The organism is Kitasatospora indigofera (assembly GCF_014655955.1).
In the GTDB taxonomy this organism is placed as follows: Bacteria; Actinomycetota; Actinomycetes; order Streptomycetales; family Streptomycetaceae; genus Kitasatospora; species Kitasatospora indigofera.
Window position 1 is genome coordinate 217,119 of record NZ_BNBO01000006.1, and the last position, 13,386, is coordinate 230,504.

The window sequence follows — 13,386 nt, forward strand, 5'->3', positions numbered from 1 at the left end:
GGCGTCCGTCCCGGGCGGGCGACGGCGGGGTGCGGGCGCCGGCCCCCGCCGGTCAGGACGTCGCCCTGGCCCGCAGCAGGGCGTCGAGCGAATCCAGGATCCACTCCCAGGACTCCTGGGGGTCGACGGCGGTGTGGCTGAAGCCACCGGCCGTCTCCAGGCTGACGTAGCCGTGGAAGACGCTGCCGAGCATCCGGACGGCGTGCGTCTGGTCCGGCTCCGCCAGGTCGTAGCCGCGCAGGATCGCCCGGGTCATCTGCGCGTGCCGGACGCCGGCACTGGCGGCCGCCGTCTCGGGATCGAGCCTGAGCCGGGTGGCGTCGTAGCGGCCGGGGTGCTCCCGGGCGTAGTCGCGGTAGGCATCGGCGAAGGCGGCCAGCGCGTCCTTGCCGGCCCGCCCGGCCAGGGAGGCGGTGACCCGGTCGGCGAGTTCCTCCAGTGCGAAGAGGGCGATCCGGGTCTTGAGCTCCTGGGAGCTCTTGAGGTGCGAGTACAGGCTCGCGACCTTGACGTCGAACCGCCGGGCGAGCGCCGAGAGGGTCACCTGGTCGAAGCCGGCCTCGTCGGCCAGTTCCGCCCCCGCCCGGGTCAGGCGCTCCGGTGTCAGTCCTGCTCGAACCATGACCTGCCTCCCGTTGCCTTCATCCCGTCACCTTAATCCCATGCCCTTCGCCCCAGGGCCTTCATGCCGTCTGGCGACAAGGGTTATGCATTTGCCTAAAGCCTATAGGCAAATTAGCGTAGTGGTCATGAAGCCGTTGACCGAGCAAGAGATCCGTACCGCCTTCGTGAACTGCACCAAGGGCGAGGCGAAGCGCCTGGCCGTCCCCCGGGACCTGGCCGAGCAGCCCTGGGACGACCTGGACTTCCTGGGCTGGCGGGACCCGCAGGCGCCCGGCCGGGCCTACCTCGCCACCGAGTCGGACGGCCGCACGGTGGCGCTCGCCCTGCGGCTGCCCGGTACCGCCTCCTGGCAGCTGCGGCGCAGCATGTGCTCGATCTGCATGACGACCCACACCGGGGGCGTCTCGTTGATGGTCGCCGCGAAGGCCGGCCGGGCCGGGCAGCAGGGCAACTCGGTGGGCGCCTACATGTGCAGCGACCTCGCCTGCCCGCTGTACGTCCGGGGCAAGGGGGTGGAGGGCGTCGGCGCCCGGCTCCCCGAGTCGCTCACCGTGGAGGAGAAGATCCGGCGGGCCGTCGCGAACCTCGCCGCGTTCATCGCCAAGGTCACCGCCTGACGCGTCCGGCCGCGCTGCCCGCGCCGGGATCGCGGTGCTGCGGGCTCGCCCCGCCCCGGGCTCGCGGTGTCACAGGGCGTGTTCGAATCCGAGCGGTACGTCCTTGCAGGTGAAAGCGAGGATGTTCGATCGAATTCCATTAGCTCAAATGTTCGAACAGGCTCTAGGGTGGGTGTCGGGCGGGGGCACCGGAGATCAGGACCTGGGGGTCGTGGAGCTGGGAGGCGACCACCGTTGTTCACGCATCCGCACGTCGCCGTGCACCCCCTCCTCGTCGCCGCCCCCGGGGGTGCGGGATGACCGGCACCCTGCCCAGGGCGATCCTCCAGGTGCGGGTCGCGGGAGTGTCCTTCGAGCGCTACCGGGAGCTGTTCGCCGTCCTCGCCGACATCACCCCCGTCGTGCAGGCCCTGCCGCCGGACGGCGCGCTGCTGGACGTCACCGGCGCGCTGAAGTTCTTCCGACGCACCCCGGAGGGCCTGGCCGACCTGCTGCAGACGCGGCTCGCCGCCCGGTACGGCCTGCAGGCCGCGATCGGCGGCGGCGGGACCCGCCAGCTCGCCGCGATGGCCTGCGACACCTGCCGGCCGGGGGAGACCCGCGTCCTGGACCCGCGGGACCCGCAGGCCGCCCGGGCCTTCCTGCGTTCCCGGCCCGTCGAGGCACTGCCCGGCGTCGGCCCCGCGCTCGCCCGCGGCCTGCAGCGCTACGGGGTCCGCAGCGTCGGCGACCTCGCCGGCCTGCCGCTCGCCACCGTGCAGCGGATCGCCGGGGCCGGCACCGGACGGCTCCTGCACGACCGCGCCCTGGGCCACGACCCCCGCCCCGTCACCGCCGGCGGGCCGCCCGCCGGCATCGCCGCCACCCGCCGCTTCGAGCAGGACGTCCTCGACCCCGGCCAGGCCCGCCGGGCGCTGCTCGCCCTCGCGGTCGACCTGGGCGCCCGGCTGCGGGCCGGCGGCAAGATCGCCCGCGGGGTGGAACTGCAGGTCACCTACGCCGACCGCTCCCACACCTCCCGGTCCCGGACCCTGCGGGAGCCCACCGCGCACACCCCGGCGATCACCGAGGTCCTGTACGCGATGTTCGCCTCGCTGGGCCTGCAGCGGGCGCGGATCCGCGCGGTCACCGCCCGGGTCGGCGCCCTCGCCGCCGCCGAACGGGGCTACGTCCAGCTCACCTTCGACGCCGCCACCGAGGACCGCCGCCGGCTGGAGCCGGTCCTGGACAAGGCCGACCTGCGCTTCGGCACCGGCGCCGTCCGGCCCGCCGCCCTGGCCGCCCCGGGCCCGTACCGTCCCGGGAGGCGCACGGCCGGCCGGACCGGCGCCCTCCCGGCGGTCACGGACAGCGGCTATCCTCGCCCGGGCGTCCCACCGGGGGCGGCCGACGGACGGGACGGGCATGGCCAGAATCACCTATGACGCCACGACAGCGAACTCCTTCCGGGCCGTTCGCGAGATCCCGCGCGACGGGCTGGCGGCCTGGGAGGACGCCGTACGACGGCATCTGGACCCGTCCCCGGGCATGACCGTCGTGGACATCGGCGCGGGCACCGGAGCCTTCGCCGCGGCCTTCTGCGACTGGTTCGGCGCGCGGGTGGTCGCGGTCGAGCCCTCCGAGGCGATGCGGGCCCTGATCCCGGTCCGCCCGGACATCCAGGTCCGGGCTGGACACGCCGCGGCCCTGCCGCTGCCGGACGCGGGCGCCGACGCGGCCTGGCTGTCCACCGTGACCCATCACGTCCCCGACCTGCCGGCGGCCGCGCGCGAGATCCGCCGCGTTCTGCGGCCGGGGGCACCGGTACTCGTCCGCAACGCGTTCGCGGGCCGCTACGAGCGCCTTCGGATCGTGCGCTGGTTCCCCGAGACGGCCAGGGTGCTCGACACCTACCCGTCCGTCGAGGAGACCTGCGCCGCCTTCGCCGGGGCGGGTTTCGCGCCGACCGCCCTGGAGTCCGTCCCGCAGACCGACATCGCGAGCCTGGCCGAACTCCTGGAGCGTGCGGACGCCCTCCGGGACGCCGACACGCTGATGCGCAGCCTTTCCGAGCAGGAGTTCACCCGCGGCAAGGAGCGGCTGCGCGAGGCCGTGGGCGCCCAGGACCCGGCGGCGGACCCGGCGGCGGTTGACCTGACGTCGTCGCTGGACCTGCTCGTGCTGCGGTGAGCCGTCACCCCCGTCCCGCCCCGCGTGCGGCGGCGCCCGGACCGCACCCGGACAACGGGGCGTCAACCTCCCAGCAGGCGCTCGACGGTCCTGGTCGCCGACCCGTCCGTGTCCGCGTCCGCCTCCGAGACCGCGCACCGGACGTCGAACTCCATGTCCCGGGCCCTGCGCCAGGCGGCGGCGTCCCGGGTCCGGTCGAGGAACGAGGACCTGTTCGGGCCCAGGAGCATCAGTACCGGGGTCTCGTCCCAGTCGGCGGTGACCGTCACCAGCCCCGCGTCCTCGTCGGCCATGAACGCGGCCATGCCGCGAAGGACCGAGAACGCCCATATGAGGGACGGGAGTTCGAAGTCGACGCGAGCGGCGAAGTCGACGGTGAGCGAGCCGCCGGCCGGGTCGTGGCCGATCGTGAGGCCGCCGTCCCCGTCGTCGAGCCCGCGCAACAGGCCCGCGTGGTCGCCGTCGGCCCAGTTGTCGCACGCCTCGACGGCACCCGCCAGCTCATCGCGGTACCGGCGCCGCACAGCGCCGTCGCGCCACGGCTCGCAGACGCCGGCCCACTCCTCCGCCGCCCATGCCGAGGGGGGTGCCACGGGCGCCCGCAGAAAGGCGGCCAGCCGCGGCTCCGCCATCACCAAAGCCGCCGCCACCTCGATGAACTGCGACATGCCGGCCTCCCGTCCCCTCGACCATCGGAGCCCGCACGGTAGCAAGCGCCGCCGACATCCCGTTCCCTGTTCCGTTCCGCGTCCCGTTCCGCATCCCGTCCCGGGATTGATCCGCGATCAGGCTCAGGGCCGGACGGGCCTCTCAGTAGGGGAGCCCCTCGGACGCGGCGCGCAGGGCCGTCCGCAGGCACGCGGTCAGTTCCCCGGCCGCGGTGCCCGGGGCGTCGCCGAAGCGCTGGGCGAAATCCTCGGCGGCGGCGCGGAGGGCGCCGTTGAGGGTGGCCGCGTGCACCTTCACCCGGAGGTCCTCGGGGCTCCGGCCGGACCGGTGGGCGAGGAGCGCGCCGAGGACGGGCAGTGCGTCGTCGTGGGCCTGGAGCCAGACGGATCGCAGGGCCGGTTCGGCGGGAGTCATCCGGATCAGGTCGAGGACGGCGGGATCGGGCGCCGGCAGTGTCCCGTGGCTCCAGGACCGCTCCAGGAAGTCCAGCAGGCCGGTGTGCGGCGGCCAGTGGCGCAGCTGCTCCATGGCGGCGTCCAGGCCGGCCGCGAGCAGGGGGAGTACGCAGCTCTCCTTGGTGGGGAAGTGGCGCCACAGGGTGCGGGCTGAGATGCCGACGGCCTGGGCTATCTGCTCGCCCGTGGTGCCGGTGACGCCCTGCGAGGTGAAGAGCCGGACGGCCTCGCGGGCGATGTCCAGGCGTAGCGCCGTCCGGCGCCGCTCGCCGAGTGACGGTCGGGTGACCGGCTCCGCAGCGGTCCTGTCATCGGGTGTCGCCTCGCGTGCCATCGTTCACGTCCTCGGGTCGCCGCCCCCGGCAGCATAGCGATCCAGCCGGAATTGACACATGCAGAAGTCTTGTCACTGAGTGACACCCGCCTTTAGTCTCTCGATGTGACCAGCCGGTAACTAGACTGCCGTGCAGGGGATTTCAAAGATCAAGCGGCCGTCGGCCGGTCGGTGCAGGCGCAGCCACGAGCTGCGCGCCGCTCGCCGCCGACCGCGCCGGCACCGTGCCCGACCCGCACCGCGACCCGTCCGCACGGCGCCGTCCCCACCATCTCCACCGCCTCGGCCCGGTCCGCCCACCTGCCGGCCGGCCGTCACCGCCGCCGCCCGCCCGAAAGCGGGCCACGGCCACGGAGTGGTTCCGCCACGCCCGGGCCGCCACGGCCCGAAACCCTCGGAGGAAGAAGAGAAGTGAGCCGCATGCAGCCCACCCACCGCACCACCCGCACCCCTCTGCCCGAGCCGGCGTCCGCCCGCCCGGCCGACGCGGGGCGGGCCGAGTCCTCCGCGAGACCCGGATCCGCGGGGGCGACCCGTGCCCGCCTGCTGGCCACCGCGCTCACCGCGCTCGCCTGCCTCGGCATCCAGGCGCTCCCCGCCGCGGCCGCCGCCCCGGGCGACGTGACCTCCCGGGACGTCACCGTCCCCGCCTTCTACCAGCCGCCCGCCTCCCTGCCCACGGCCGACGGCGCCCTCGTCCGCACCGAGCCGCTCCCGCTGGCCCTCACCCTGCCGGGACCCGGTGGACCGCTCCCCGGCACCGCCACCCGCCTGATGTACAAGTCCACCGACTCCACCGGCCGGCCCGTCGCGGTGACCGGCGCCTACATCGAGCCGTCGGCGGCCTGGAAGGGCGGCGGCCCGAGCCCGCTGGTGGCCGTCGCACCCGGGACGATGGGGCAGGGCGACCAGTGCGCGGCCTCGATGGGCCTGCAACACCCGATCGCCCTGAACGGGACGTCGGTGTCGGTCGGTTACGAGGACGTGGCCATCTACCGGCTGCTCGCCGCCGGCGCCGCGGTGGTCGTCACCGACTACGCCGGACTGGGCACCACGGACCGGCTGCACACCTACGTCAACCGCCTCGACGGCGGGCACGCCCTGCTGGACGCGGTGCGCGCCGCCCGTGCGCTGCCCGGCAGCACGGTCACCGCCGCCTCGCGGATCGGCCTCTTCGGCTACAGCCAGGGCGGCGGCGCCAGCGCGGCGGCGGCCGAACTCCAGCCTTCCTACGCCCCCGAGCTCAAGCTGGCCGGCACCTACGCCGGCGCGCCCCCGGCCAATCTGACCGACGTGATGAAGGGCATCGACGGCAGTGCGCTGGCGGGAGCGCTGGGCTGGTCCCTCAACGGCTTCCTGCAGGCGGACCCCGATCTGCGCGCCATCGCCGACGCGCGGCTGAACGCCAAGGGGAAGGCCGCACTGAACGACCTCTCCACCATGTGCGTGGGTGACGCGATCTTCGGCTACGCGTTCACGAAGAGCACCGCGTGGACGAACGGCGGGGAATCGGTCAGCGACATCGTCGCCGCCGAGCCGAAGCTGCGGGCCATGCTCGACGCCCAGCGGATCGGCACCCTGAAGCCCGCCGGCCCGGTCCGGCTGGCCACCGGCATCCAGGACGACATCGTCCCGCACGCCCAGGCCCGCCAACTCGCCGTCGACTGGTGCCGCAAGGGCGTCGACGTCACCTACGACGCCATCGCCCTGCCCGACCTCGGGGACGGGCTGCTCACCAACCACCTCGCGCCGCTGCTCACCGACCAGGGCGAGGCCATCTCCTGGCTGACCGACCGTCTCGCGGGCAAGGCCGCCGGCTCCAACTGCTGGACGATGCCCCTCCAGCCCTGACGGGCCCTCGGGCCGGCGCCGGGTGCTCGGTGCCCGGTGCTCGGTCGAGCCGAGCACCGGGTCCGCCCGCCCGGCCGGCCGGCCACGTGCGCCCCTCCGGGGGCCCGGGCGACGACCGGCGCCCCGCACCCGGTCACCCGTCCCGGGTCATCGGGGAAGCTTCACCGGGCGGGGCCGGGCGTCGTCAGCTGCGGCGGCCGCCGCGCCGCAGGAAGAACGCACCCGGCGCGGTCAGCGCCAGCGCCGCCGAGGCCGTCAGCCGGACGGCGACCGGTGTCCCGGTGTCGAGCGCCACACCCGTCGCCTTGTCGACCGGCCCCGCCGCCAAGGACTCGGCGAAGTCAACAAGAAGATGCTCCGCCAACGAAGTTGATGCGGTGTGCCGTATGCGAGAACGTCATGGAAAGGCCTTCTCCCGGTTACACGGTCGGCGCCCAACACATGTCATGCTCCCGGTAACCAACAGTCAACACGCGTAGATCGCCGCCCTGTCGAGCGCGGGCGGTGCTCCGTCGCGTGTCGTCCCCCGGGAAGGGGCACCCCCATGTCCGTTGCGCAGACAGGCAGATGGAAGACGTTGGCGGCCTCCGTGGCCGCCGTCCTGGTCGGCCTCGCCCTCCCGACGGCCGCCGCGACTCCCGCGAGTGCCACGACCACGGCGTACGACGCCACGTACTACAAGAACGCGGTCGGCAAGACCGGTACGAGCCTGAAGGCCTCGCTGCACACGATCATCAGCAGCCAGAGCAAGATCTCGTACGACGCGGTCTGGAACGCGCTGAAGGCCACCGACCAGGACCCGAACAACACCAACAACGTGATCCTGCTGTACAGCGGGGTCTCACGCAGCAAGTCCCTCAACGGCGGTGCCGTGGGTGACTGGAACCGCGAGCACGTGTGGGCCAAGTCGCACGGCAACTTCGGCGAGGTCACCGGCCCCGGCACCGACCTGCACCACCTGCGCGCCGCGGACGTCCAGGTCAACAGCATCCGCGGCAACCTGGACTTCGACAAGGGCGGCAGCGCGGTCACCAACGGTGGCGGCAGTCTGGTCGACTCCGACTCCTTCGAGCCGCGCGACGCGGACAAGGGCGACGTGGCCCGCATGATCCTCTACATGGCCGTCCGCTACGACGGCGGTGACGGCTTCGCCGACCTGGAGCCCAACGAGAAGGTCGGCAACGGCAGCAACCCCTACATCGGCAAGCTCACCGTCCTGAAGCAGTGGAACGAGCAGGACCCGCCGAGCGCCTTCGAGGAGCGCCGCAACCAGGTCATCTACGACACCTACCAGCACAACCGCAACCCGTTCATCGACCACCCGGAGTGGGTCGAGGCGATCTGGTGACCCCGCTCCCGTAGCCCGGCGGGACGCTGACTCCCTCGGCAGGGTGCATGGTTGGCGTTCTCGGACGAGGGAGTGGAAGGTCCTCCCCGGCCGCCCGCACGCCGGCGGCCGCCGCCATCACGCCACACCGCCATCACGCCACACCGCCATCACGCTCCCGCGCCCGGGCCGGGCGCGGGAGCCGGCCGGTCCCGGTCCCGGAGCAGGATCGGGGCCGGCCCGCCGTCTGCGCCGGAGCGGGCAGGAGGGCCTTGGCCGATCGAGGCGTGGTGGGTGGCGTGGCCCGCCATGAAGGTCGGCGGCGCGGTCGCCGCCCGGTTGGGGCGCGGCCCTACGGATGCTCGGCCCATGACGAGGTGTCGGCGTCGGTGCCGCGGTGCCGGCGATCCTGGTGATCCGGCGGATCACGGAGCGTCAGGGGTGCGGGGCCCGGGCCGGTCCAACCGCCCGGCGGTAGGGCCGGACGTCGCCCGGTCGGCCGAGGCGTCGCCGCCCGATCGTCCGTCCGTCGCCGGCCGTCCCGGTCGTCGCCACCCTCCCGCCGTCGCCAAGCGGCGTGGCCCGTCCGGCCGGCCGAGGATTTTGCCGAACGGTCGACCAACGCGGGGTCGTCCGCGGCTAGCGTTGCGGTCATCCACCCCGACGCGAACAAGGTGGCCCGGTGCGTCCGCCGGGCCGCCGGAACGAGGTATGCCATGACGCCCGTCGACCTGACGGCGGTCGCCGCCGTCCTGCCCGGCCCCTGGTCCTCCCGGCCGCTCGCCGAGATCGGCGACGCGAGGGTGAAGGTGCTGCGGATGTCCGGGGCCGGATTGCCGCAGGAGTCCCACCCGACGGCGGAGGCCCTGATGGTCCTCGACGGCCGGCTCGAACTGGAGGTGGCCGGCCGGCTGGTCCCCGTCCTGGCCGGGCAGCTGTACGTGGTGCCGGCGGACACCCCGCACGCCGTCCGGGCCGGCAGTCACGGCACGCTGCTGATCGTCGAACGGGGCTGAGGCATTCCCATCGCCGGTCCGGCGGGTTACAGTCCGGGAGCAGGGAAGATCATCAGGAGGGGCCATGGCCGACATCAGCAACCCGGCGGGTACGGGGCCCGGCCGGCCGCGCGGAGTCCGGGCCGGGGAGGACGGGCTCACCGACCGCCAGCGGGCGATCGTGCTGGCCATCCGCTCGGCAGTCTCGCGTCAGGGGTACCCGCCCAGCATGCGCGAGATCGGCGCGGCGGTCGGCCTGACCAGCACCTCCTCGGTGGCCCACCAGATCAGGTCCCTGGAGAAGAAGGGCGTGCTCTACCAGGACCCGCACCGACCGCGCGCCTACCGCCTGTGGGAGGACGACGTCCCGGCGCCCGCTCCGGCCCGGGCGTCCGGCGCCGGTGTGCAGGTGCCGCTGGTCGGCCGCATCGCCGCCGGTGCCCCGATCACCGCCGAGCAGACCAGCGAGGACATGCTGTCGTTGCCGCGCCTGCTGGTCGGTGAGGGTGACCTGTTCGCGCTCACCGTGCACGGCGACTCGATGGTGGGGGCCGCCATCTGCGACGGCGACATCGTGGCCGTCCGCCGGCAGCCGGTCGCCGAGAACGGCGACGTCGTCGCCGCCATGATCGACGGCGAGGCCACCGTCAAGCGCCTCAGGAACAGCGACGGCCGCAGTTGGCTCGTCCCGCACAACCCCGCGTACGAGCCGATCCCGGCCGACGACGCCACCATCCTCGGCAAGGTCGTGGCCGTGCTCCGCAGCCTCTGACGGGGCGGTCGGCTCAGGCCCGGACGGTCAGCCAGGCGCCGAGGCCGCTGCACCCGCGGGCGTCGTAGCCGGTGCTGCGGTAGCCGGCCGGGATCGGCGAGTACGGGCAGGTCCAGATGCCGTTGCGGACGAGCTGGTGGTACCAGGTGCCGCCGCCGGGGCCGCCGTACGTACCGCTGCCGGCGCCGGAGCGGGCGTGGCCGAGGCCGTCGCGGTGGCCATACCGGTGAGGGCGGCCACGAGCAGGGCCACCGCGCCGGCAGTGCGGGCGAGCCGGCGGCGAGGCCCGGCCGCCTGCACGCGGGGCCGGAACCGGAAGAAGCTGCTGGTCTTTCACACCGGTCCGATCGGCGGGTCCCCGTCGGCGGGCAGGATCGCCGACGGGTACGAAACAGCGGGACGCACCGTCCTCCAGACCGGCCGCTCGGGTGGCCGGACCGCCCGGCCGGATCACGGATCAACATGACCGGAAAGCGCTGTGACGCGCCGTCGTCACCGGTGACGCCCGAGCTGCCGGCCGCGCGTCCGGTGGCGCAGGCCCGGGCACCTGGCGGGCCGGGCCCGGGCCACTGCGGACGAGGCCCTAGACCGCGGCCGCCGTGCGTTCGGCGGAGGGGGCACCGGGGCTGTCGTCCGGCCCGTCCGGGGCCGTGTCGGCCCGGACCGCGGGGATGACGGCCGCGACCGCCGCGGCGACCAGGGCCACTCCGAGCCCGACGAGCAGGCCGGTGCGGAACCCGCTCTCGGAGGCGAAGGTGTGGCCGCCCGTCGTGGTGGTCAGCTGGGAGAGGACGGTACCGATGACGGCGGCGCCGACCGAGGTGCCGAGCGCGCGCATGAGCGTGTTGAAGCCGTTGGCGGCGGCGGTCTCGGCGGGCGGGATCGAGCTCATGATCAGGGCGGGCATCGCGCCGTAGGCGAGGCCGACACCGCTGCTGGTGACCATGGTGACCACCATCAGGCCCCAGGCCGAGCCCATCAGCGCCTGCGACAGCCCGTAGCCGGCGGCGATCACCAGGACACCGCTGATCAGGGTGAACTTCGGGCCCCGGGCGTTGGTGAGCTTCCCGCCGAAGGGGGAGACGATCATCATCATGATGCCGCCGGGTGCCATCCAGAGGCCCGCTGCGAGCATCGACTGGCCCAGCCCGTAGCCGGTGGCCGCCGGGAACTGCAGCAGCTGGGGGACGATCAGCATGCTGGCGTACATGCCGAAGCCGACGAAGACCGACGCGAGGTTGGTGAACAGCACCCGCGGGCGGGCGGTGGTGCGCAGGTCGACCAGCGGGTCCTTGGTGCGCACCTCCCAGACGCCCCAGCCGGCCAGCACGAGGACGGCGGCGGCGAACAGGCCGATGGTGGTCGCGGAGGCCCAGCCCCAGTCGGCGCCCTTGGACACCGCGAGCAGCAGGCTGACCAGGCCGACGCCGAGGCCGATCGCGCCGGGCAGGTCGAACCGCTGGCCCTTGGCCGTGGCCGGGACCTCGGGGACCAGGAACCAGATCAGGGCGGACACCGCCAGTGCCAGGACGGCCGCGCCCCAGAAGAGCACCCGCCAGTCCGCGTACTGGGCGACGGCCGCGGCGATCGGCAGGCCGAGGCCGCCGCCGATCCCCATCGAGGCGCTGACCAGCGCGATCGAGGAGCTGAGCTTCTCCGCCGGGACGATGTCCCGGAGCAGGGCGATGCCGAGCGGCACCATGCCCATGCCGACGCCCTGGAGGCCGCGTCCGACGATCATCGGGACGACGGAGGAGGCGAGCGCGCAGACCACCGAGCCGGCCACCAGCGGCACCGAGCAGACCAGCAGCATCCGGCGCTTGCCCAGCATGTCGCCCAGCCGTCCGGAGACCGGCACGCAGACCGCCGAGACGAGCAGGGTGACGGTGATCACCCAGGCGGCGTTCGAGGGCTTGGTGTCCAGGATCTGCGGCAGCTCCGCGATCAGCGGGGTGACCAGGGTCTGCATGATCGCGGCCACGGTGCCGGCGAAGGCCAGCGTGGCGACGACGGCGCCGGATGATGCTGGTCGTTGAGGGGCGGCCATGGGGGCACTCCTGACTGTCGGGTCGATGGCAGAGGAGTGCAGCATACATGTGGCATGCATCATGCATATTCCATGCCTGATGCATAATGCTGGAGGGGGCGGCCGGCGTGAGCGGGCCCGGGCGATACGCGCCGGTCGGCGGCGAGAAGGCGGCAGGATCATGGTCAGACCCACCCACGAGGTCGAGTACGAGCAGATGCTCCTGAGCCGGCACGGCCTGCCCGGGCAGGGCGGCGGCCGGCGCCGGGACGGCCTGCTGGAGCGCAGCGCCTACATCCTGCTCAGCCGCATCCGGGTGCAGGGGCCGATGTCGATCGGCGAACTGAGCGAGGCCTTCGACCTCGACGTCTCCACCCTCAACCGGCAGACCACGGCCGCCCGGCGGGCCGGCCTGGTGGAGCGCATCCCCGACCCGGAGGGCGGGATGGCCCGGAAGTTCCGGATCACCGAGGAGGGCGCCCGGATGCTCGACGAGGAGCGGGCCGGGACGATCCGGGGCCTGGACCGGGTGATGGCCGACTGGACGGACGAGGACATCGCCGTCTTCGCCGCCTGCCTGCGGCGCTTCAACGCGGGTATCGAACGGCTGGGCGGCCGCCCCTGGCCGCGTCCCTGAGCCCGTCCGCGCCGGCCGCCCGCCACCACCCCCTCCGGTGGTCCCGGAGTGCCCCGGAGCGGGTCCGGGGGGATCGCCGGTGAGCGGGGGCCGCGGCCGGGCCTGGCATGATCGATGCATGGTCGAACGAGTCATCGCAGCCTGTGACGGAGCTGCCAAGGGGAATCCCGGTCCAGCGGCGTGGGCCTACGTGGTCGCCGACAGCGCCGGGGCCCCCACCCGTTGGGAGGCCGGCCCGCTGGGGCACAGCACCAACAACATCGGTGAGCTGACGGCGCTGGAGCGGCTGCTGGCCGCGACGGATCCCGCCGTGCCGCTGGAGGTGCGGCTGGACAGCACGTACACCCGGGACGCGGCGACGAAGTGGCTGGTGGCCTGGAAGCGCAACGGCTGGAAGACCGCCGCGGGCAAGCCGGTGGCCAACCGCGAGCTGATCCAGCGCATCGACGCGCTGCTGGACGGTCGCGAGGTCACCTTCGTGTACGTCCCCGCCCATCAGGTGGACGGCGATCCGCTGAACGCGATCGCCGACAAGGCCGCCAGTGACGCGGCCCGCACCCAGGAGGCCGCCGCCGGCACCGCCGCCGACCTCCCCGTGCCCGACCCGGTGTCGGCGTCGTCGAGGAGCGCGCGTCCGGCGGCCGCGGCGGGTGGGGCCCGGAAGTCCTCCGCCGGCGCGGCGCGGGGAGCCTCCTCGGGCGGCGGGCGGACGCTTTCCGCGCGGTTCGCCGGCACCTGCCCGTGCTCGCGTCCGTACGCCAAGGGCGACAAGATCACCAAGGTCGGCAGCAGCTGGGGTCACCCGCAGTGCGCGGGGGCGGCGGTCTGAGCCGGTAGCCGCCGGCAGTCGTCGGCAGCGGCCCGGCGCCGGCCGTCGGCGCGGTGCGGCCGGGACGGGAGTGCCCCTTGA

The 13,386-nt window shown here is 74.0% G+C and carries 15 protein-coding genes; 9 read left to right on the plus strand and 6 right to left on the minus strand.

What is annotated here, in order from left to right; translation table 11 throughout:
- Window positions 1-52: 52 nt before the first annotated feature.
- Window positions 53-622, minus strand: coding sequence for a TetR/AcrR family transcriptional regulator (locus IE329_RS08795; protein WP_190210262.1), 570 nt, complete (start codon window positions 620-622; stop codon window positions 53-55).
- A 127-nt stretch (window positions 623-749) separates the two neighbouring features.
- On the opposite strand from IE329_RS08795, the gene IE329_RS08800 reads away from it, so the two are divergent.
- The 3 genes from IE329_RS08800 to IE329_RS08810 all read left to right on the plus strand — a co-directional run bounded on the left by IE329_RS08800 (window position 750) and on the right by IE329_RS08810 (window position 3,410).
- Window positions 750-1,241, plus strand: a complete 492-nt coding sequence (locus tag IE329_RS08800; protein WP_190210263.1) for an FBP domain-containing protein — start codon at window positions 750-752, stop codon at window positions 1,239-1,241.
- Between the two features lie 296 nt (window positions 1,242-1,537).
- Window positions 1,538-2,665, plus strand: coding sequence for a DNA polymerase Y family protein (locus IE329_RS08805; protein WP_190210264.1), 1,128 nt, complete (start codon window positions 1,538-1,540; stop codon window positions 2,663-2,665).
- Window positions 2,646-3,410, plus strand: coding sequence for a class I SAM-dependent methyltransferase (locus tag IE329_RS08810; RefSeq protein ID WP_190210265.1), 765 nt, complete (start codon window positions 2,646-2,648; stop codon window positions 3,408-3,410). Before IE329_RS08805 ends, IE329_RS08810 begins: the two co-directional genes overlap by 20 nt.
- 62 nt (window positions 3,411-3,472) lie before the next feature.
- On the opposite strand, the gene IE329_RS08815 is transcribed toward IE329_RS08810, so the two are convergent.
- Window positions 3,473-4,078: a hypothetical protein gene (locus IE329_RS08815; RefSeq protein WP_190210266.1), complete on the minus strand. Its 606-nt coding sequence runs from the start codon at window positions 4,076-4,078 to the stop codon at window positions 3,473-3,475.
- Between the two features lie 142 nt (window positions 4,079-4,220).
- The gene (locus IE329_RS08820) at window positions 4,221-4,868 is read right to left on the minus strand and encodes a TetR/AcrR family transcriptional regulator (protein ID WP_190210267.1); all 648 of its coding nucleotides are present in this window, start codon (window positions 4,866-4,868) and stop codon (window positions 4,221-4,223) included.
- 420 nt (window positions 4,869-5,288) lie between these two features.
- On the opposite strand from IE329_RS08820, the gene IE329_RS08825 reads away from it, so the two are divergent.
- Window positions 5,289-6,719, plus strand: a complete 1,431-nt coding sequence (locus IE329_RS08825) for a lipase family protein (protein WP_190210327.1) — start codon at window positions 5,289-5,291, stop codon at window positions 6,717-6,719.
- A 184-nt stretch (window positions 6,720-6,903) separates the two neighbouring features.
- Here the strand turns inward: IE329_RS08825 and IE329_RS08830 are convergent, their stop codons facing one another.
- Entirely contained in the window at window positions 6,904-7,083 is a 180-nt protein-coding gene (locus tag IE329_RS08830; RefSeq protein WP_190210268.1) for a hypothetical protein, read from the minus strand.
- A gap of 180 nt (window positions 7,084-7,263) precedes the next feature.
- Between IE329_RS08830 and IE329_RS08835 the strand changes: the two genes are divergently transcribed.
- The 3 genes from IE329_RS08835 to lexA all read left to right on the plus strand — a co-directional run bounded on the left by IE329_RS08835 (window position 7,264) and on the right by lexA (window position 9,813).
- On the plus strand, window positions 7,264-8,067 hold the full coding sequence (locus IE329_RS08835; RefSeq protein WP_190210269.1) for an endonuclease I family protein: 804 nt from the start codon (window positions 7,264-7,266) through the stop codon (window positions 8,065-8,067).
- 695 nt (window positions 8,068-8,762) lie between these two features.
- Complete coding sequence (locus IE329_RS08840) at window positions 8,763-9,062, plus strand: cupin domain-containing protein (RefSeq protein WP_190210270.1); 300 nt, start codon at window positions 8,763-8,765, stop codon at window positions 9,060-9,062.
- Window positions 9,063-9,126: 64 nt separating this feature from the next.
- Window positions 9,127-9,813, plus strand: a complete 687-nt coding sequence (lexA, locus tag IE329_RS08845) for a transcriptional repressor LexA (RefSeq protein ID WP_190210271.1) — start codon at window positions 9,127-9,129, stop codon at window positions 9,811-9,813.
- 13 nt (window positions 9,814-9,826) lie between these two features.
- Here the strand turns inward: lexA and IE329_RS41435 are convergent, their stop codons facing one another.
- Together IE329_RS41435 and IE329_RS08855 are read right to left on the minus strand one after the other, a co-directional pair.
- The gene (locus IE329_RS41435) at window positions 9,827-10,150 is read right to left on the minus strand and encodes a hypothetical protein (RefSeq protein ID WP_190210272.1); all 324 of its coding nucleotides are present in this window, start codon (window positions 10,148-10,150) and stop codon (window positions 9,827-9,829) included.
- A 246-nt stretch (window positions 10,151-10,396) separates the two neighbouring features.
- Complete coding sequence (locus tag IE329_RS08855; protein ID WP_190210273.1) at window positions 10,397-11,860, minus strand: MFS transporter; 1,464 nt, start codon at window positions 11,858-11,860, stop codon at window positions 10,397-10,399.
- Between the two features lie 160 nt (window positions 11,861-12,020).
- On the opposite strand from IE329_RS08855, the gene IE329_RS08860 reads away from it, so the two are divergent.
- A complete protein-coding gene (locus IE329_RS08860; RefSeq protein ID WP_190210274.1) occupies window positions 12,021-12,476 on the plus strand; it encodes a MarR family winged helix-turn-helix transcriptional regulator in 456 nt (151 codons plus the stop codon).
- Window positions 12,477-12,594: 118 nt separating this feature from the next.
- Window positions 12,595-13,305 (plus strand): ribonuclease H family protein, encoded by a 711-nt coding sequence (locus IE329_RS08865; protein WP_190210275.1) that lies wholly within the window; start codon window positions 12,595-12,597, stop codon window positions 13,303-13,305.
- Window positions 13,306-13,386 lie beyond the last annotated feature (81 nt).

Excerpts from the sequence above, each read along its gene's own strand:
- IE329_RS08810 (WP_190210265.1), top strand. The coding sequence starts at position 2,646 with ATGGCCAGAATCACCTATGACGCCACGACAGCGAACTCCTTCCGGGCC.
- IE329_RS08835 (WP_190210269.1), top strand. The coding sequence starts at position 7,264 with ATGTCCGTTGCGCAGACAGGCAGATGGAAGACGTTGGCGGCCTCCGTG.
- IE329_RS08820 (WP_190210267.1), bottom strand. The coding sequence starts at position 4,868 with ATGGCACGCGAGGCGACACCCGATGACAGGACCGCTGCGGAGCCGGTC.
- IE329_RS08795 (WP_190210262.1), bottom strand. The coding sequence starts at position 622 with ATGGTTCGAGCAGGACTGACACCGGAGCGCCTGACCCGGGCGGGGGCG.
- IE329_RS08800 (WP_190210263.1), top strand. The coding sequence starts at position 750 with ATGAAGCCGTTGACCGAGCAAGAGATCCGTACCGCCTTCGTGAACTGC.
- lexA (WP_190210271.1), top strand. The coding sequence starts at position 9,127 with ATGGCCGACATCAGCAACCCGGCGGGTACGGGGCCCGGCCGGCCGCGC.
- IE329_RS08865 (WP_190210275.1), top strand. The coding sequence starts at position 12,595 with ATGGTCGAACGAGTCATCGCAGCCTGTGACGGAGCTGCCAAGGGGAAT.
- IE329_RS08855 (WP_190210273.1), bottom strand. The coding sequence starts at position 11,860 with ATGGCCGCCCCTCAACGACCAGCATCATCCGGCGCCGTCGTCGCCACG.
- IE329_RS08825 (WP_190210327.1), top strand. The coding sequence starts at position 5,289 with ATGCAGCCCACCCACCGCACCACCCGCACCCCTCTGCCCGAGCCGGCG.
- IE329_RS08860 (WP_190210274.1), top strand. The coding sequence starts at position 12,021 with ATGGTCAGACCCACCCACGAGGTCGAGTACGAGCAGATGCTCCTGAGC.
- IE329_RS08815 (WP_190210266.1), bottom strand. The coding sequence starts at position 4,078 with ATGTCGCAGTTCATCGAGGTGGCGGCGGCTTTGGTGATGGCGGAGCCG.
- IE329_RS08840 (WP_190210270.1), top strand. The coding sequence starts at position 8,763 with ATGACGCCCGTCGACCTGACGGCGGTCGCCGCCGTCCTGCCCGGCCCC.
- IE329_RS08805 (WP_190210264.1), top strand. The coding sequence starts at position 1,538 with ATGACCGGCACCCTGCCCAGGGCGATCCTCCAGGTGCGGGTCGCGGGA.